The sequence below is a fragment of the Leeuwenhoekiella sp. A2 genome (genome assembly GCF_047946655.1).
Taxonomy (GTDB): Bacteria; Bacteroidota; Bacteroidia; order Flavobacteriales; family Flavobacteriaceae; genus Leeuwenhoekiella.
This window is the reverse complement of sequence record NZ_CP172311.1, coordinates 311,734-332,026: the sequence shown is the minus strand read 5'-3', so window position 1 is coordinate 332,026 and position 20,293 is coordinate 311,734. Positions and strand designations below refer to the sequence as shown.

General features: G+C 37.6%; 14 protein-coding genes. 9 read left to right on the top strand and 5 right to left on the bottom strand.

The genetic code is table 11. The annotated features are described in order from the left end of the window. The first annotated feature begins 1 nt into the window (after position 1). From ACH3PA_RS01495 to ACH3PA_RS01470, 6 genes are all read left to right on the top strand, one after another. Positions 2 to 1,282 (top strand): BatA domain-containing protein, encoded by a 1,281-nt coding sequence (locus tag ACH3PA_RS01495; RefSeq protein ID WP_416441219.1) that lies wholly within the window; start codon positions 2 to 4, stop codon positions 1,280 to 1,282. After that, positions 1,279 to 3,438, top strand: a complete 2,160-nt coding sequence (locus ACH3PA_RS01490; RefSeq protein ID WP_416441221.1) for a tryptophan-rich sensory protein — start codon at positions 1,279 to 1,281, stop codon at positions 3,436 to 3,438. Before ACH3PA_RS01495 ends, ACH3PA_RS01490 begins: the two co-directional genes overlap by 4 nt. Then, positions 3,431 to 5,173: a hypothetical protein gene (locus ACH3PA_RS01485; RefSeq protein WP_416441223.1), complete on the top strand. Its 1,743-nt coding sequence runs from the start codon at positions 3,431 to 3,433 to the stop codon at positions 5,171 to 5,173. The genes ACH3PA_RS01490 and ACH3PA_RS01485 overlap by 8 nt, the downstream gene beginning before the upstream one ends. A gap of 112 nt (positions 5,174 to 5,285) precedes the next feature. Further along, positions 5,286 to 6,350: an efflux RND transporter periplasmic adaptor subunit gene (locus ACH3PA_RS01480; protein ID WP_416441225.1), complete on the top strand. Its 1,065-nt coding sequence runs from the start codon at positions 5,286 to 5,288 to the stop codon at positions 6,348 to 6,350. Between the two features lie 12 nt (positions 6,351 to 6,362). Continuing rightward, positions 6,363 to 9,443: an efflux RND transporter permease subunit gene (locus ACH3PA_RS01475; protein ID WP_416441227.1), complete on the top strand. Its 3,081-nt coding sequence runs from the start codon at positions 6,363 to 6,365 to the stop codon at positions 9,441 to 9,443. A gap of 2 nt (positions 9,444 to 9,445) precedes the next feature. Continuing rightward, positions 9,446 to 10,756 (top strand): TolC family protein, encoded by a 1,311-nt coding sequence (locus tag ACH3PA_RS01470; protein WP_416441229.1) that lies wholly within the window; start codon positions 9,446 to 9,448, stop codon positions 10,754 to 10,756. Here the strand turns inward: ACH3PA_RS01470 and ACH3PA_RS01465 are convergent, their stop codons facing one another. Further along, positions 10,757 to 12,400, bottom strand: coding sequence for a DUF5597 domain-containing protein (locus ACH3PA_RS01465; protein ID WP_416441231.1), 1,644 nt, complete (start codon positions 12,398 to 12,400; stop codon positions 10,757 to 10,759). A 309-nt stretch (positions 12,401 to 12,709) separates the two neighbouring features. On the opposite strand from ACH3PA_RS01465, the gene ACH3PA_RS01460 reads away from it, so the two are divergent. From ACH3PA_RS01460 to ACH3PA_RS01450, 3 genes are all read left to right on the top strand, one after another. Further along, entirely contained in the window at positions 12,710 to 13,732 is a 1,023-nt protein-coding gene (locus tag ACH3PA_RS01460; protein ID WP_416441233.1) for an SDR family NAD(P)-dependent oxidoreductase, read from the top strand. 3 nt (positions 13,733 to 13,735) lie between these two features. After that, positions 13,736 to 14,194, top strand: coding sequence for a hypothetical protein (locus ACH3PA_RS01455; RefSeq protein ID WP_416441235.1), 459 nt, complete (start codon positions 13,736 to 13,738; stop codon positions 14,192 to 14,194). Positions 14,195 to 14,385: 191 nt separating this feature from the next. Beyond that, a complete protein-coding gene (locus ACH3PA_RS01450; RefSeq protein WP_416441237.1) occupies positions 14,386 to 15,036 on the top strand; it encodes a flavodoxin family protein in 651 nt (216 codons plus the stop codon). A gap of 221 nt (positions 15,037 to 15,257) precedes the next feature. On the opposite strand, the gene ACH3PA_RS01445 is transcribed toward ACH3PA_RS01450, so the two are convergent. The 4 genes from ACH3PA_RS01445 to ACH3PA_RS01430 all read right to left on the bottom strand — a co-directional run bounded on the left by ACH3PA_RS01445 (position 15,258) and on the right by ACH3PA_RS01430 (position 19,999). Next, positions 15,258 to 16,517, bottom strand: coding sequence for a DUF389 domain-containing protein (locus ACH3PA_RS01445; protein ID WP_416441239.1), 1,260 nt, complete (start codon positions 16,515 to 16,517; stop codon positions 15,258 to 15,260). 110 nt (positions 16,518 to 16,627) lie between these two features. After that, positions 16,628 to 17,761: a hypothetical protein gene (locus ACH3PA_RS01440; RefSeq protein ID WP_416441241.1), complete on the bottom strand. Its 1,134-nt coding sequence runs from the start codon at positions 17,759 to 17,761 to the stop codon at positions 16,628 to 16,630. Further along, positions 17,751 to 18,881, bottom strand: a complete 1,131-nt coding sequence (glf, locus tag ACH3PA_RS01435) for a UDP-galactopyranose mutase (protein ID WP_416441243.1) — start codon at positions 18,879 to 18,881, stop codon at positions 17,751 to 17,753. Before glf ends, ACH3PA_RS01440 begins: the two co-directional genes overlap by 11 nt. Next, complete coding sequence (locus ACH3PA_RS01430; RefSeq protein WP_416448400.1) at positions 18,878 to 19,999, bottom strand: glycosyltransferase; 1,122 nt, start codon at positions 19,997 to 19,999, stop codon at positions 18,878 to 18,880. The genes glf and ACH3PA_RS01430 overlap by 4 nt, the downstream gene beginning before the upstream one ends. Between the last annotated feature and the right edge of the window lie 294 nt (positions 20,000 to 20,293).

Below are 20,293 nucleotides of genomic sequence, written 5' to 3'. Positions count from 1 at the left end.
TATGACGCTACTCAATCCCTCATATCTCTGGGCGCTACTTGGTCTCGCAATTCCTATAGCTATTCATTTGTGGAGTAGAAAGGAAGGCAAAACCATTCAAGTGGGAAGCATTGAGTTATTTTCAGAATCAGATTCAAGCCAGAGCAGCAATATTAAGATCAATGAATTGCTATTGCTATTGCTTCGCGTACTTGCGATTGCAACCCTTGTCATTATTCTTGCCCAGCCATTTGTAAAGGGAAAAACTGAAAATACATCAATCAGTTATTTTGTTGAATCTGGTTTATTGAAAAATGAAAAGCTAACCCATGTTCTTGACACATTGCCAGAAGGTTCTGTGCATGTTTTTACAAAAGATTTCCCTAAACATGCTCAAGGCGAAAATTACAAAACTTCCATTCCTAATTATTGGCAATTAGCTGCAGATTTAGAAGATTTTCCGGCAGACAGTATCGGGATTTTTACAAATGCGTATTTAAACGGAATAAAAGGTATGCGTCCTACAATCGCTTCAAACATCAACTGGATCACCATAGAAGACGAAGCAGAAACCGATAAGCTCATAGAAGCTAAGAGCAAGGAGTACAACATTCAGTTAGTGTATCTCAAGGCAAATAGCAAAAGTCTGGCTTTTGACAAAGAAACTATTCCTGTAAATGAAAACCGAGTTTCTATTTCCGGCGACAGCCTAATTTTTACTCAGAATAACGTAGAACAACGTGTTCGTTTAGATACGCTTAAAACTGTTGATGTAACCATTTTTTACGATGATGAATTGAGCGACCAGATGAAATATATGGCTGCTGCTTTTAATGCGATTGGTAATTATTTAGATCGCCCCATTAATCTAGACATAACTCAGAATGTAGATAGTCTCAATCTGGCAGGAGCCGAAAACCTGGTCTGGCTGAGCAAAAAACCGGTTTCTGGCGGTAATAATCGGTTGATCTATAAACCGGATAGTCTTACTAATTCATTAATTGAAGCCACTTTGGTTTCTAATGAATTTCACCTCACCCAGAACCTAAACGCTGAAAATGTTATCGATAAACATTTGGCTGAGCAATTGCTTCCTTTTCTCAATCTGCATCCGGATCTGGAAAAAACGATCTCAAAACTGGATAAACGAGTAGTGGCGCACGGCGCACTTTCTCCGGTTAAAGCTTCCGCGAAAGCGAACAAAAATACAGCAAACCTAATCGATTTTTCGCCCTGGCTGTGGTTGCTCCTTTTTATTTTATTAATAGCAGAACGCATTCTGGCAAAATACCGAAAACAATGAGCCAGACGGGAAAAGACATATTGATCAGGTTTAAAAAACGCTGGCAAATGATGCTCAGCGCAGAAAGTCTGCTTTATGGCTTAGGTCCGGCAATTCTTGTTTTTGTGCTTTTTCATAGTCTTTTTATAGCAGTTTCCGTTTTTATAATAATTACAGTTATAGCATTTATAATCCTGCAACCCTGGAAGATTAATCTGCCACATGTGAGCAGTTACATAGATGATCACATAAATTCTGTTGAGTACAGCAGTAGCTTATTGATTGCCCATGAAACGGTTTTATCGCCTTTAGCGCAGTTACAGCGGCATCGCGTTTCACAACAGTTGCCTGCAAAGATCAAGCAATTGCAACCCGACCATAGTTTAGGGCGAGCTGCGATTGTAGCTGGCATTTTCCTCATTTTCTCATTGTTGTGCTATCAGTTTGGGATTTCTGTTTCTTTTGATCCTGATAATAATCATATTGAAAAAAGTGAAAAGGTCGTTTTTAAAGCTGTTGATTCAACAAAAAGCAAAGTAAATCCGCCGATTTTAGAAAGTCAAAAAGTCACAATTTCTTATCCCGTTTACACGAAAAAACCTGCTTTTTCAACCTCAAAAATGGATGTGAAAGCTCTTGATGGTTCGCGTTTATACTGGCAAATAAACTTTGATGCTGAGGTTGATAGTGTTTTTTACGAGAACGGTGGTAAAAGCTATTCAATGCAATTAAAAGAGGAAGCCTATCGATATTCTTCCGTGCTCAATAGCTCAGGTTTTTACAACTTCAGGTTCACAGATCTTCACGGGAAAAGTTACGTTTCAGAACTCTACTCGATAGAAGTTTTGCAGGATCAGGAGCCCATTATTGAGATTGCAGATTTAGAACAATACACAGCTTTCAATTATGACGAACCAAAACATTTTTCATTTACAACTCAGATTAGTGACGACTTTGGGATTGCAGATGCTTCAATTATTGCAACGGTAAGCAAAGGCACCGGGGAGTCTGTTAAGTTTAGAGAAGAAAAATTGACTTTTGATAATCAAGTGAAAAGTGGAAGTAAAAACCTCCTTTTAAGCAAGAAAATCGACTTAAATGACCTAAAAATGGAACCCGGTGACGAGCTCTATTTTTACGTTCAGGCGACCGATTTTAAACAACCACAACCTAATATTTCGCGTAGCGAAACCTTTTTTGCAGTCATTCGCGATACGGTGACATATGACGAGGGAGTAGAAGGCACGCTGGGTGTAGACTTGATGCCGGTTTATTTTCGCAGTCAGCGACAAATAATAATTGATACCGAAAAACTTATTAAAGACAAATCTAAAATTGCTGTTGATGAGTTTAACTCGCGCAGTAATGATCTTGGTTTTGATCAAAAAGCATTGCGTTTAAAATACGGCCAATTTACAGGTGATGAAAACGAAGGAGGAACGGCAGAAGAGGAGGTTCATCATGACGAAGAAACAGTAGAAACCGATGACCCGCTAGAAGGTTACAAGCACAATCATGACAGCAGTAATGAGAATAATCTGGTAGAAAAATCTGAAGAACCCGAGGGAGACGCGCCTAAATTCACGCAATCTATACAGAGCAAACTGCGACAGGCTTTAAATGAAATGTGGGATGCAGAATTGCATTTGCGTATGTACGATCCTCAAAAGTCGTTGCCTTATCAATATCGCGCACTCGATCTTCTGGAGCAGATAAAAAACAGCGCGCGCATTTATGTGCACCGCATTGGTTTTGATCCACCGCCTATAAAAGAAGATAAACGCCTTACCGGCACTTTAGATGAAGTGGTTAGTTTTAAAAAAAGTGATGAGAATGATGAGCAGGATAATTTTCAATTTATGCGGAAATCGATCTTGCGCATAGAACAAATACTGAATAGTGATAAACAAGTAACAAAAGCAGATCAGGAGCTTTTCGCGAAAGCAGGAACTGAATTATCAACCCTGGCAATAGAAAATCCGGGAGAATATCTCACTACGTTGCAAAACCTGAAATGGCTGGCAGAACTAGAAAAAACCACTCTTAAAACACTAAAAATCGTTCAAAAAGGACTCATAATCGCGCTGCCTAAAGAAAGTGCAGAGCCGGTTAAAACGTCTGCAAAATATGACGAACTCGATCAATTAATGCTAAAAGAACTTCAGCAAAATGATTAAGAATTTGTCTTTTGCAAATACATCATATCTCTGGCCGGTCTTGGGCGGGGCGGTTTTGCTGTTGCTGATTTTTATATGGAAAGAACGAAAATCGCCTCAAAACAACCGATTTTGGCTTAAAATCACCGCTATTTTTCTGGCTATAATTTCTTTGGCATTGATCGCTTTAAAGCCACAAACCACACAAATTGCACAGTTGGGGACGGGAATTATCCTTACTGAGAATTACAAACCCAAAACCTTAGACAGCCTCAAAAAACTGCATAAAAGAGCTGCGATCTTAAATTACACTGCGGGTAAATCATTACACAATGCGCTCGATTCTTTGAGCACGATGTATGTTTTGGGTAACGGACTGAAACCTTTTGATCTTTGGCAACTAGATTCTGTTTCTGCCAATTATTTAGGAGGTAAAAATCTAAATGGAATAACAAAGCTTCAGTACAAACAGCAAAATAGAGTAGGCGATGAGCTGATTGTGAACGCATTTTATGAGCAGCCGGGAAATGGTAATAAAATTATACTTCAGGGCCCGGGCGGGGCAGATTTAGATTCGGTTAATTTAATACAGGGTGATTCTCAAATTTTACGATTAAAAAGTCAGCTCAAGGCGAAAGGGAACTTTCTCTATTCAATTGTAGAAAAGGATTCTTTAGGAAAAGTGCAAACCACAGATCCACTTCCTGTGCAGGTGAATGAAAAGGAAAAACTAAGAATTTTAATTGTAAATGGTTTTCCCACTTTTGAGACTAAATATTTAAAGAACTTTTTAGCGGAAGCTCAAAATGAAGTCACCGTAAGAAGCCAGGTTACAAAAGGTAAATTCGTTTTTGAGAATTACAATACCGCAAGCAAAAATATAAGTGCTTTAAGCGAAAAGAATCTTGAAGATTTTGATCTGCTTATTATTGATGCAAATTCGCTAAAAAGCCTTCCTAAAAGTCAAAAATCAGGTTTAGAGGAAGCAATAACTGGGCAGGGACTGGGCGTTTTTATACAGCCAGACACCGATTTTTACCGGTTTCAGGGCGATTTTTCAGATTTTGCTTTTGGTCACGATGGCAATGAGATAGTGAATCTTGATCTGGCAAAGCGGTTAACGATGAACAAATATCCTTTTCAGATCACGAGTCAATTTGGCCTTGAGCCAATACAGAAATCTGGAAATGAGATTATTTCGGCATATAAACAACATGGATTAGGCAGAATTGCAACGACGGTTTTGAGTAATACATATCAATTGGTTTTAGAAGGCCACGAAGAGCAATATAAAAAGTTGTGGAGTGAGACGATAACAGCTGTTGGTAAAAAAAAGCAGTCTTCCACAGAATGGGAAGTATCCTATTTTGGGGTACAAAACCAGCCTTTTAATTTTAGACTACGCACTAAAATAAGTGAGCCACGCGTGTACATACGTAATGGTTATGATATTGCGTTGCGGCAAGATGTAGATGTAAGCAGTTTATGGCGTGGTACGATGTATCCTCAAAAAACCGGATGGAACAGCTTAGTTATGCAGCAGGATTCTACACAGGTCGCGCACCTTTTTGTAACCAATTCTGTTAAATGGCATGCTATGTTTGCCAGACAGACCATACATGCAAATAAAACCTATGTTAGCAAACGAAAAAACATGGATTTGCAAGGCCAGAGTAAACAAGCGATAAACCCGCTGTGGTTCTACGTTTTTTTCATTTTTGCGATGGGATTTTTATGGCTTGAACCTAAACTATAATTACAGTAAAAATAGAAATGTTAAAAACACAAATTAGATCAAATTTTTAATATGGTAAAGAGTAATTTTAAATCGTTAATTTCAGGTATAACCTGCGTAGTCTGCTCCACTCATGAAAATTAAGTATTTTGTATATGCGCTCTTGGCGATAGGATTAATTGCTTTGATCGGGTACCGCATCAAAGACAATAAAGCGGCTGAGGTCATGGGTAATCAAAAAGGTCCGCAGCAGGCGGTTACAGTAGCGGGAATGGTGCTTAAACATCAGGAATTTTCAGATAATCTCTCGCTTTCCGGTTCTTTAGAAGCTAACGAGCAAATCGAGATAAGAAGTGAAGTTTCTGGTATTGTAGAGAGTATCAATTTTGATGAAGGAAGAAAGGTTAACAGAGGCCAGGTTTTGCTTAGGGTTAATGACCTTGAATTAAAAGCACAACTGGCTAAAGTAAAAACCGCACAAAAACTCGCTTCTGAGAATGAACGCCGCGCCAAATTGCTTTTAGAAAAACAAGCAATAAGTCAGGAAGAATATGACATAGCCGAGGCTGACCTGCAATCTGCTTCAGCAGAATCTCAACTTATTGCTGCACAACTTGATAAAGCAACTGTAAGAGCTCCTTTTTCCGGTTCTATAGGTCTGCGTTACATTTCGCAGGGAACTTACGTTACCCCGGCTACGCTTATAGCGAAACTGGTAAATACAAACCAATTAAAGATCACTTTTTCGATTCCTGAAAAGTATGCTTCGCAAATACAAGTAAACGACACGCTAAGTTTTACCACATCTAATTCTAACAAAACACATTCTGCGACTATTTATGCAATTGAGCCTGAAGTAGAAGTCGCTACGCGTACATTAAAATTAAGAGCGATAGCAGATAATGCAGAAGGTGATCTTTACCCGGGAACGTTTGCTAATGTTCTTATGCCGCTGGCTAAAGTTAATGATGCGCTTCTTGTACCTACAGAATCATTGATCCCGATACAGAATGGTAAAAAGATATTTGTTTCAGAAGGTGGGAAAGCTAAAGAAGTTGTTGTAGAAACTGGAGCCAGAACAGATAAATCAATAAGAATACTTTCTGGTCTGCGGGCTGGAGATACGATACTTACTTCTGGGGTTATGACCTTAAGAGAAGGTTTGCCAATCAATATTGATCCCTTACAGACAGAATAAACAGGAATTAAAATGAGTTTATCAACAATAAGTATAAAACGGCCTGTTCTTACAATTGTAATGAATGTGGTGATTATTCTCTTCGGGATAATAGGCTATACGTATCTGGGAGTACGGGAGTTCCCATCTATAGATCCTGCGCAAATTTCTGTAAGTACTAATTATTCTGGTGCAAATGCAGATATTATAGAATCACAGATCACAGAACCGCTGGAAAAAGCGATTAATTCTATTGACGGTATCAGGAATATATCATCTTCAAGTAATCAGGGTTCGAGCAATATAAATATTGAGTTCAACTTAGACAAGAACCTTGAAGAAGCTGCTAACGATGTGCGGGATAAAGTTTCACAGGCCGTGCGTAGTTTACCACAAGATATTGATGCCCCGCCGGTTGTTTCTAAAGCAGATGCAGACTCGCAGTCTATCATGTCTATGACATTGCAGAGTAGCAATAAGAATATTTTAGAACTGTCTGATTATGCAGAGAATGTAATTGCACAGCGCTTGCAAACAATACCGGGTGTAAGTAGTGTACAGATCTGGGGGCAGCGTAAATACGCGATGCGACTTTGGATTGACCCTGTTAAACTGGCTTCGTACGGTTTCACAGTTTCAGAGGTGCGTACTGCGCTTTCTGCTCAAAATGTTGAGCTGCCTTCTGGTAAATTAACAGGTGCAAATACAGAACTTACAGTTAAGACTATTGGTAACCTTTCTACAGAAGAAGAGTTTAATGATATCATAATTCGTGCAGATGATGAAAAAGTTGTGCGTTTTAGTGATATAGGTAAAGCCACGCTCGAGGCGGAAAATATGGAAACCAAGTTAAGCGATTCTGGTAAGCAGATGGTGGCTCTTGCTGTAATTCCGCAGCCGGGAACAAACTATCTTGATATCGCTGATGCTTTTTACAAGCAATATGACCAACTTAAAAAGGATCTGCCCAGTGATTTTAGTCTTAATATCGCAAAAGATGACACCGTTTTTGTTAAAAAGGCAGTAACAGAAGTTGGGGAGACTATTCTTATTTCTATTGTATTAGTGATTCTCGTGATCTTCCTTTTCTTTAGAGACTGGTCTATGGCTTTGCGCCCACTAATTGATATTCCTGTTTCACTTATTGCCACCTTTTTTGTGATGTGGCTTTGTGGTTTCTCAATAAATGTACTTACACTTCTGGCGATAGTGCTTGCCACGGGACTTGTAGTTGATGATGGTATTGTTGTGACCGAAAATATTTATAAGAAAGTAGAGCAGGGCATGTCGCCAATTGAAGCGGCAATTAAAGGTTCTAACGAGATTTTCTTTGCTGTAATATCGATTTCTATCACTTTAGCGGCGGTTTTTCTGCCGGTGATCTTTTTAGAAGGTTTTGTGGGCAGGCTGTTTAGAGAATTTGGTGTTGTAATTGGGGCGGCGGTTCTTATTTCAGCTTTTGTTTCGCTAACGCTAACGCCTATGCTTAACGCTTATCTTATTAAATCTGGTAAACAAAAGAGATCACGATTCTACAATTTCACCGAAAAATACTTTGTACGATTGAATAATGCTTACGCGGATTCTTTAGGCAGTTTTATGAAAAGAAAGTGGATTAGCTTTCCCATTCTTTTATTATGTTTAGGAAGTATTGCTCTTTTCTATAGTCTGCTGAAAAAGGAAACAGCTCCCTATGATGACCGAAGCCTTGTACGCATAAATGTTACTGCACCAGAAGGTTCATCTTATGAATATATGGATCGATTTATGAATGAGCTTACCGTTCTCATCAACGATTCTGTACCAGAGAAACAGGTAAGTCTTATTATAACGTCACCCGGTTTTGGTTCATCCTCGGTTAATAGCGGGCGAGCTGTAATCTGGCTGGATGAACCGGGAGATCGCGATCGCTCGCAAGAAGATATCGCTAATGATCTAACAAGGTGGACGAGTTCTTATGTAAATGCAAAGTCTCATGTTTCGCAAACACCTACAATTTCGGTTAACCGAAGAGGCGGTTTCCCAATTCAGTATATAATTCAGGCTCCTAATTTTGAAAAGCTGGAAGAGAAAATACCTGAGTTTATGGCCGAAGCAGAAAATGATCCCACATTTGCCGGTACAGACGTAAACCTGAAATTCAACAAGCCGGAAATTTATGTAAATATAGATCGGGAAAAAGCGCAAAGTCTTGGTGTTTCTGTACTCGATGTGGCGCAGACATTACAACTTTCGCTAAGCGGGCAAAGATTTGGCTACTTTATGATGAATGGGAAACAGTATGAAGTGATTGGTCAGTTTGACAAAAAAGATCGTGACGAACCTATTGACCTTACTTCTATGTTTGTGAAAAATAAAGACGGTCTTTTAATTCAGCTTGATAATCTTGTTACCACACAGGAGCAAAGTAGTCCCCCGCAATTGTATCACAATAACAGGTACATGTCTGCAACAGTTTCTGCAGGACTTGCACCCGGGAAAAGTATAAGTGATGGTATAGACGCTATGGAGCGAATTAAAGCGAAAGTTCTGGGCGAAAACTTCACAACAGACCTTGGCGGAGAATCGCGCGATTTTGTTGAAAGTAGTTCAAATACCATGTTTGCTTTTGGTTTGGCACTATTACTTATTTTCTTAATTCTCGCAGCACAGTTTGAAAGTTTTATTGATCCCTTTATTATTATTCTCACCGTGCCAATGGCAGTTGCAGGAGCTTTATTTTCGCTGTGGCTCTTTGGTCAATCCTGGAATATTTTTAGTCAGATAGGTACCGTTATGCTAATTGGTCTTGTAACCAAAAACGGAATTCTAATTGTAGAATTTGCCAATCAGTTACGGGAACAAGGTGTGCCTAAAGGTGAAGCCATCATGCGCGCTTCAGAATCAAGATTACGTCCTATTCTTATGACCAGTCTAACGATCGCTCTGGGAGCGTTGCCTATCGCCGTGGCTTTGGGAGCTGCTTCTACCAGTAGAATTGGGATGGGAGTTGTGATTATAGGAGGTACTTTATTTTCGCTATTGCTAACTCTTTTTATAATACCTGCAGTGTATTATATGTGGTCACGGGAGAAGAAACATCGCCCTGAATTTGATAATCTGGAAATCGCTTAATAATGAACAGGAAATCCACTTTTTTCAAATTTTCAATCTTTTTTCTTTTAAGTCTGGTCACCTCTGCACAAGAACTACTTACGGTAGAAGAAGCTGTAAATATTGCGCTTGAGAACAACTACGATATAAAAATCGCCTCAAATGACCTAAAAATCGACCAAACCTCGGCTACTATTGGGAATGCCGGTATGCTGCCTTTTGTAGATGCTACGATTGCAAATTCTAACAGTATTCAAAATAGTGAACAAACGCGATCGAGTGGCGAGGTCATCAATCTCGATAATGCAAAAAACAACAGCCTGAACTACGGTGTAGGTCTAGATTGGACCGTTTTTGATGGCTTTCGCATGTTTGCGCGGTATGACCAACTAAAGGAATTAGAAAAACTAGGGGAGACCCAGTTACAACTTACAGTACTTGCCCGAGTGAGCGATGTGATGGTAACTTATTATGATCTTGTGCAGCAACAGCAGCAACTTTCTGCGCTTGATAGTACGATGGTAATTTCAGAACAACGTTTAAATCTTGCACAAAACAGATTTACAATAGGGAAAGCATCAAAGCTGGAAGTGCTAAATGCACAGGTTGATCTCAATACAGATCAAACAACTTTATTCAGACAAAAAGAGACATTTGCAAATACTAAAATTTCACTTAATCAATTACTCGCACGCGATATAAATATAGATTTTAAAGTAGTGGAAGAGATTGAGGTAGACGATGAATTATTTCTGCCTAATTTGATAGAATTAGCAGAAGAGCAAAATCCTCAGCTCCAGGCGCAACTCATAAATAAACGGGTTGCAGAATTAGAGAAAAAGCAGATAAAAGGGGGCAGATATCCTACGATAGTGGCGACTACCGGTTATAATTTTAGTGAATCTGAATCTAGTTTGGGTTTTACTACAAACGCCAACGCACAGGGGTGGAACTACGGTTTCAGCGCCAGCTTAAATTTGTTTAATGGTTTCTTTCAACGGCGCAACGAGAAGATAGCTAGTATACAGATAGAGAACTCAAATCTGGCTATAGAGCAACAACTGGATAATTTACATGCGCAATTGGGTACTGCATATCAAACTTATTTAACTAATATAAGTCTAATAGAACTCGAGCAGAGAAATGAGGCTATAGCCAAAGAAAACCTCGAGATCACGATGGATAAGTTTAGAATAGGTACGATACCAACTATTGAATTTAGAACCGCGCAGCTTAATTACATAAATGCGATCGTACGTTTCAGCAATGCAAAATTTCAGGCAAAATTATCTGAAATTACTCTGAAGCAATATGCAGGGAATTTGAGTATATAATTACTCATATTCATAAAGTGTAAACCGCTGTATAGTGACATCATCAATAAAAGATCTGATGTGTCTCCCCTGATGTGTTTGATCTCCATTTAGGTGCTGAAAGATATTCCATTTCTCATTATTGAAATTGCCACGTTCCGCTTTTAAAATTCCCACACGGGCATTTGGATTGTTCAAATTCTTAAAGGTGAATGAAACTCCAAATCCTGCATAATAGAATTCGTTATCGCCGGTTTGAATGATTATAGCGCCTGCAGGTTCCCAATCTTCTGCATTTGAGTTGGGTTCCCAGCCTAAATTATAAGTATGGCGTGCAGTAAGTTCATAATCGCCAAGTGTAAAAGTTGTCTGTTTTACCTCTTTATCAAGTAAGATTCCTTCAATTTTATTCTGACCTCGGGCTTTATCTAAAATCGGCTTTATTTGGTTAATTATCGCATAAGTTTCGGCTAATTTTTGCTCTTTTGGAGTAAGATCTTTACCGGGTATTTGCTCTATAGAAAATTGCGAAAACCCCAGAGATTCATAATGCCCAATGGTAAATAAAGCTTTAGCTGCTACCGTATTGTCAAAGCGATGTTCTGGTATAAATAGTGGATTATCCTGACGGGTGAAAAGATCACACCAGTATCTTATGTTGGGGAAATAAAAATCTGGTGCGTAGAAGTCAACGTCTTGTGAAGCCGATTTCCAGATGTCAAGAATATGTGGCAGCGGGCCGGCACTTGGGTATTCGCCTGGTTTAGCACCAGACCGATTAAGTGCTGCATTGACGTACGCCGGAATATTGTATTCTTTCTTTCCGGCTTTAGTAATTTTGTTAGTATAACCAGCGAAATAATATGCCATGAAAATTTCGTCAGTTTGTAAACGCTGACCAAATATTGTTTCCCAATTTCCTTTGGTTTTAAAACCATTTTCCTTCCAAATTTTAGAAAATTCGGGATTGAGATTTTTCCTGTTTTTAACCAGATAATCAATCAATTCTGCCGGTACTTCTTCATTGAATTTGGTGTTAGCCAGCTTACTATGATCTCTTGCAGAAGGCAGCATCCCGATCTCATTTTCCGGCTGCATCATTATAACTGTTTGCTGTTGAGAATCGATTTCTTGTATGTGCTGCATCAACTGCTGATATGCTTTTAAATCTGCAGCTAAATTATTTTCTGAAAAAGGTGTCAATATCTCCTGACTTTCACCTGATGCACTTTTTGCACGGGGAAATCTCTTTTGATCTAATTTAACCCAGGCTGGAACGTGACTGGACATGCTGTTTTTCCAGGCCCCAAACCAAAGAAATACAATTTTAAGATTATGCGCTCTGACTTCATTTATTAAATCATCAACTAACTGAAAATCAAATTTTCCCTCTTGCGGTTCAAGCAACTCCCAATAAACAGGAATTAAAACCGTATTGAGGTGAAGATCTTCCAGCCGTTGCCACACAGACTGCATAGATTCAATAGTTGAGCCGGTAGAATTTCCCAGTTCGCCACCCAGAATTAGAAACGGTTTATTATTTACAATTAATTGATATTTATCACCTACTTTCTCTATATGCGGAATTTCCTGACCATAAATAAATTGATTGTGGCTAAACCAAAAAATTGTTACGAGTAAGAGGAATTTTTCTGCTGTGGTCATTGAGATATAACGTTTGCAGAAAGATAGAAGTTTTTTGAGAGATGCTTTTGATTTAACTCTAATTACCAAAATTTAAATAATCGAGTTGTTAGTTTGTGATACCAGTAATCTTTTCCATTGGTAATAAGGGAAGATTTGAGGTGTGGTGCATTTTACGCAATATTTCTTGCTGTTGAAATAGTACTGTTTTTAAATGCTTAACAAACAATTTCTTAGGAAATTTTTAATCTGATTTTAATAAATTTTAGTAAGATCCTATTCTAACTTTAATTTATATGAAGTCGGGGAATATATAAAGAAGGTAAAGACATGAAAGTAAGAGGCTATGTTTTAGGTGGAGCAGTATTAGGTGGTTTAATTACCTTAGGGATGTTGCGCAAACAAAAAAGATATTTTGAACTAGGCGGCCGGGTGGTTTTGGTGACAGGGGGAACCAGAGGATTGGGTTTGGTTATGGCACGACAGCTAGCAGAAGCAGGTGCGCGGGTAGCAATTTGTGGTCGCGATACAAGTGAACTTGATGAAGCTTCGCGACAGTTGGCCGAATTATCTTCAGATTTTCTCTGCATTCAATGTGATGTAACTAAGAAAAATGAAGTGCAGGAAATGATATATCAAATTCGCCAGCAATGGGGAGAGGTGGAAGTTCTTATCAATAATGCCGGGATTATACAGGTGGGACCTATGGAAAATATGCAGCAAGAGGATTATCAAAAGGCTTTAGATGTATTTTTTTGGGGAGCATTTAATCTTGTTCAGGAAGTTTTACCAGGCATGAAAACCGCCAGAGTGGGTCGCATCGTTAATATTACTTCAATTAATGCTAAAGTTAGCTTTCCCCATTTGCTTCCTTATACCGTAGGTAAATATGCCTTGGCAGGCTTTTCCGAAGGAATGACTGCAGAACTTTCCCGCTCCGGCATACGGGTTACTTCGGTTTATCCTGGTCTTATGAGAACAGGTAGCCCCAGGAATATTGATGTTAAAGCTCAGCATGAAAAAGAATACGCCTGGTTTAAAATATCAGATTCCCTGCCCGGTCTTTCGATGAGTGCAGAAAAGGCTGCAGCTAAAATTATAGAAGCTATGCAATACGGCAGTAAAACCCTTGCGCTAGGCTTACCAACAAAAATTGCCATGGCTATTGGAGGCATAGCACCTGGGCTTAATATAAGTTTATTTGAATTAGCAAATAGACTTTTGCCAAATCCTGTAAGTTCAGGTTCTAATTTACGTAAAGGATATGAGAGTGAATCTGATATTACAAATTCGGTTCTAACTAAAAAGACAGAAGAAGCCGAAGAAAAAAACAACCAACTACAAAAATCTTAGTCTATGTTAAGAATATTTTTGTCAAGTATAGTAGGAACCAGTTTAATGACCGTCTATAGCTACTGGAAAGCAAAAAAGCATCGTGAACAGTTTGAAGAACCGGTATTGCTGGGTAAGCTGGTAAGGAGAACCATCCCTCAGAAAATCACTCCACAATCCTCAAATATTGCCGGATGGATAATACATTATACCATAGGTGGTCTCTTTAATGTAGCGTATGATCAATTATGGAAAAAATCTTCTCTTAAACCAGGAGCGGTAAACGGTTTCCTATTGGGAGCTCCCAGCGGCCTGCTTGGTATGGCTGCCTGGGCTATCTTACTACACGTTCATTCAAATCCTCCCCACACGCATCTGGAAAAGCATCTGAAGCAATTATTTACTGCGCATCTCATTTTTGGTATTTCTTCAGCAATGACCTACCGTCTGCTACAGAAGTCAAAAAACAGGATGAAAGAATAGTTTTTTGAGCTTTACTAGCATCTGCATGTGGTAATTCTTTTTGTTTAGACAGGAGCTAATCGCCTATAAAACATCAACTGGTCTTTTATTTTACAGATAACAGAAGGTGTTGATATTTAACCCGTTCTTAACTGGAATACAAGGAGCATTTTTATAAGTTCAGTTATTATAAATCTGAAAAAATTATAACTATGAAATTGAAAGCACTTTTTCTGAATTGCACTTTGAAAAAATCACCTGAAACTTCTAATACGGAAGCCTTTATAAAAAATGCTGAAAAGATATTTAAAGAACTTGATGTTGAAACTGAAAGCATTAGGGTAGTAGATCATAAGGTAAGTTTTGGTAATACTTCAGATGAAGGCAACGGTGACGGTTGGCCCAAAATTCTGAAAAAAGTAAAAGCAGCCGATATGCTGATTATAGCAACTCCCCTCTGGAGAGGCGACCGCGGTTCTGTGGCTAAAATGGTTAATGAACGCTTTGATGGTATTGTGCAGGAAGGAAATGATGAGAACGGCCAGTATCCCACCTATAATAAAGTAGGTGGTGTTATGGTAGATGGAAATGAAGATGGAGCTAAAAAGGCAATATCCAGTATTGTATTCGATCTTTCAGAACATGGATTTACTATCCCTGTTAACGCTTTTTGTTATTATGTGGGTAAGGCGGGACCAGGACCCAGCTATATTGAGGCAGAAGGAGACAAGCATGAATTTACAAATAATATGATGCTGCTTATGGTGCATAATATGGTTCATCTCGCTAAGACACTAAAAGAGAATCCCTATCCTACGCAGGTAAAGGATATTAAAGAAAGAGCTGAAAAAATGAGTGAATAAAAATATTAAGCTTGACTTATTATTTTTTATGGTTTCGCTTTAAAGTCAATACTGATCTTCCACGGGGAAATCAGTATTGTTTTTTGCTCTCAGTTTTCGAGGAAGAAGGGATAATATAACACAAAATCGGCTTGCTATTTATACTTAAATTTCTTGCATGCCCAGGGGTAGTAATAAAGAAAGAAAACTAAAACCATCGCTCGCTCTGCTCGTCTAACTTTTTATTCCGAAAGAATTTTGATTTCATATACCTCGTAGAGTTCATCATCATACTTGACGATTTTTTCCTTGAGATATTTTATGATTTTTTCTTTCAGGAAATTGTCGCTAATGGAAGCATCTTTTTTAATAACTGTAGCCGAGTATCTAACTACGGGCAGGTTATCAATTTTTTCTCCTGTGAAATTAACGGTTTCCTCTATAGGATATATTTCATCCATTTGCATTAAATGTTGCTGAACATCTTCGGTAAGTTCTGTATTCATACTGGCTTTTCTAAGAAATGGCGGATCTGCAAATTGCCAAATACCTAATCCTATAAAGAGTACCACAGCGGCAATATTAGAACTTGTAGTGATTTTTTTATTTCCACCATAAAATCGAACCCCTTTTGTGTTCACCTTACCGTAATATCTAAAAACCAAAGTAGCGGAAAGATGTATCCCTACCAGTTGTAGAATTATTCTAAAAACACTGCTCAATATCACATCCCAATTCCATAAATACAGTCCGCATCCTAATAATCCTACCGGTGGGGCGAGAGAGGCGGCTACAAGTATTCCTACGGCGGCACCTGAAACCAGGCTGTCCCTTTCTGACTGGCATATATTTATGCCTCCTGCAAATCCGGAAATTAAAGGAAGCATAATAGCCACTTTTGATACATGACTTACTTCTATCATGAGTGGAGTCATGATTTGTAAAGAAAAAATAACGGAGAGCAAAAAACTAATAATGATCCCGGTAGTGATTGCCAGGAAATAGCGGTTTAGGCTATTTTTTAAAAGATTTTTGTTTCCGGAAGCCGTTGCCAGTGCAGAATTCATCGCAGGTCCTGCAAAAGGAGCAACCAACATGGCAGCAACAAGCAGGTAAACTGTGGTGGTATAAAGACCAATCCATACAATGATACCTGCGGCAATGGAATAACCGATCAGCCCGAAATACGAACCTACGCTTTGTATGCCTGCCAGATAAATTTCAAGGGCGCTTTTAGGTCTTACATCGGCTACCTGTTCCGGTGTTTCTGATGCAGGTGGATAAAAAGGAATTATGCCACGGGGATTTAGCGAGATCTCTATATCTTCTATTTCATCTATCTTACTAATAAAATCATTCACTTTATCGTTTGGAAAATGAGTGATGAAATTATCTTTTTTATTCGAATTAAAATGAATAGTCACCTTGCCCTTGCATTCTTCTATAGCTTCGTTTATTTCTGACTTATGACCTTCTGGTATTTTTAGAATTAACTGCCTCATTTGAAATTAATGGATTCTTAATTATAAGAATTTAATTTTCCTGAAGATAATCAGAGTATTATGTTGAAAGCGTTAAATGAAAGATAAATAGTCTTAAAACTGCAATAACATCAATTTGAGCTAAATGTTTTTTTAAATAAAATTTGACCTTTTAAGAGTTCTTGTATATATGGAACAAAAGCTATGCGATTACCGTTACAATCCATATCCCATAGTCCACAATTTGAAAAGCTTGTTAAATCATCCCAATCAGGACGGTCTATTACAGGATAAATACACATGCCCCTCAGATCAACACCTAAATTAATTGCTTTTAAACACTCTGTCACAACTTCTTTAAGCCACAATACTCTTAATGATCCAAAATGTCCGGTTTCAGCAAGAAGAATGGGTAAATTATAACGTTTTTGTGCAGTTAATAATAGTTCAGAAAGGGGGGTTAAACTTCCATTTAAATCAGGCCAGGGTAGAATTTCATTATTTTGTTTCCATTGATTATTATAATAATAGTTAAACCCGAGCATATCTAATAGAGATTCGTTTCCTCCAAGTTCCGGGCATTCTCTTCCCATTATTATATCCATTGCCTGGAACTGAAAATTATTAATCTTAGCCACTTCTGTAAGCTCAACATTGTCATAAGCCGGATGCACTTTTACAAGAGGTTCTATGGCAAGTATGACTGTATCAGTTAAAATAGCTCTAATAGCTTTAATTCCTAAAATTGCTGCTCTACATAAGTGGTATTTAATATCCCATCCTGAATTTACAGCAAATGGCACTGTACCTCGCATATCTCCAGAATGCCATGATAAAAAGCTTATTTCATTAAATGGAACAAGCCAAAGAGCTTGTTGGGAGTTTTCATAGTAGAATATAGTAAACTGTTCACAAAAAGCTACAAAACGGTCAATAAATTGAGGGTGTGTGGGAAACAAACCATCCGGATATCCGAAATGGCAAAGATCCCATATAATTTGTATATCTAAACATGAAGCCGCTTTTAAAAAGCTTTTTACTTCTGTAAAATCAAACTTATAAGGGGCGACTTCAACAGAACTCCAGCAAACACCTTCCCGCACCACATTTATTCCGATATTTTTTAAAGCTTTGTAATCCTCAAAAACTTTGATATGGTGTAATGTTTCTTTTTGAAGATTAATACGGACCCCTGATCTGTTTATATGATCTGCACATTCAAACCCACCCATAAAAAAACTTTTTAATGTCAAATTATTCTGCATGTTGCGGGACATTTTTTTTCTGGAGTGTTTTAAAAAGATCTAAAGCATTTTTAAAGGCCTGATCCATATTGAAATATTTATAATTGGCAAGTCTCCCCACAAAATGTATGTTGGGGTGTTTTGCGGCTTCCTCTTTATATTTTTTATAGATTTCCTGGTTCTTAGTATTTAAGACAGGATAATATGGTTCTCCTTCATCTGTAGTATATTCTTTTACAATTGTAGTTTTCTTGCTTAATTGATTACCAAAGTGTTTATATTCTATAATTCTGGTATAATCTACCTCCATACCGGGATAATTTATAACTGAATTTTCCTGAAAAAATTCTTTGTTTATCGTTTCGGAAACAAAATTGATTGAACGGTACTCCAGTTTTTCTACAAGGCTGTGCTTAAACTCAAAAAAGCGGTCTATGGGACCGGTATAAAATATTTTTTCAAAAGATGGAAGTTGTTGTTTAATATCAAAGTAATCAGTTTCCAGCCGTATAGTTATATTAGGATGCTTCAAAATATTTTCAAACATTTTAGTATATCCACCCTTCGGCAGGGCTTGATATGTGTCACTAAAATACCGATTGTCTGTATTTGTTCTAACCGGAATTCTGTCTAGAACAGAGGCGTCAAGTTCTTCCGGATACTTATCCCATTGTTTCTTCGTGTAATGTCTAAACATTTTTTCATAAAGCGTATTTCCAACCTTGTTTAACACGGCTTCTTTACCATTTTTAGGATATTCTATCTTTACACGGTTTTCTTCCAGCCATTGTTCCATCTCTTCACTATTCTTTAGTTGCAGATTGAACAATGTGTTAACTGTGTCTCTATTGACAGGTATTGGGACTAATTGATCTTCTACTTTTGCAAGCACAGTATGCTCCCAAGCATACCACTGAGCAAATCTATTTACATACTGCCATACTTCCTTTTCATTGGTATGGAATAGGTGAGCTCCATATTTTGAGACTAAAATGCCATTATCGTCTATAAAATCATAACAATTACCTGCTATATGATCTCTTTTCTCTATAATTAAAACCTTTTTACCATTAGCTGCATATCTTTCAGCTAAAACAGCCCCAGATATACCAGCTCCTATAATTAATATTTTATGGCTCATTCTACTCGTTCCTTCATTATTTGTAACATTTTTTGTGTGGTGGCGTCCCAGGATGTTTGCTTTAGAATAGATTCATAGGCTGACTTATCTATTTTTATTTCACTGCTTGATATTTTAATAATAGCTTGTGAAAATTCATAAGCATTAGTAACGATTTCAATTACCTGGGAGTAATCTCTTGTAACGTCTTTTATGGGTGTAGAAATAATAGGCTTACCCGCTGCCATATATTCCAATGTTTTAGTTGGACTTATAAATTCAGTAGCTTCATTTAAGGCAAACGGCATCATTGAAATATCAATATGCTTTAAATAAAATGGTAAATCATCATAACTTTTCATTCCTAAATAATGAATGTTATGTGCTCTTGGAAGGTCACCTTCATCTATTTTTGCCAGAGGGCCTATCATAATAAATGAAATCTTAGGTAATGCTAAAGCTGTTTCATGAATCAAATTTAAATTTATACGCTCATCTATAACGCCTATATAGCCAACTATGGGTTTAGGAATTGCAGCTAGATCTAAGGGAATTTTAGAATAGGTACTTGATTGTTTAAAATGTGCAACATCAACTGAACTTGGAAAGCAGTAAACATTGGGTGAAAGCTTCGATTTTGCTTCATAGAGAGATTTTCCTCCGGTAAATACCAAATCTGCCTTTTTAATAAGAAATTCTTCTTGAACTCTCAACTGCTGGGAAGCCCCTTTAAACTGAGACAGTTCATCCATACAATCGTAGATCATGGTATTAGCATTTATATAGGGTGTCAACTCTACAAAGGCAGCTGAATAAAACCAGACAATATCAATACTCTGTAGATTTAATTCTTTTAAAACATGTTGTATATGGGCTATACTTTCAACTTTAGGTCGAACAAGGGTAAGGCTGGAAGATATATTCTCTAATTCATAATTGCCATTACCACCTATAGCTATTGGTTCTTCTATAACGATTATATTATAATCTTGAGATAACCTGCTCAAAATATGCTGAGGACGCTGATATACAAAATTCCAGCGTAGATGAGAAAATACGATAATATCATATTGAGCAGTTAATTTATGGGTGGTAGTAGTAGATGAATTTTTTTGTGCTACAGAGGCGTTATTATTCATGTGATATAATTTAAAGTAATTAAAAATATATCAGAATAATATCTAAGATTAACGCTTTAGAAACAAAAACTATCGTAATTGAAATTTTAAAGGTTAAAGATGAAGAAATATTGAAAATCAAGATCAAGCATAGAATTTTGTGGCTTATAAACTTGATATCCGGAGCAGTTGCATTTAAAGCGCTTATGCCAAAAGATGCTATTGTAAGGAGCAGAAAACTAGTAATGCAATATTACAGGCACGTACTACATATTCCTGATGAGATAATTGGCTAGAATATTTTTGTTGAAAGGG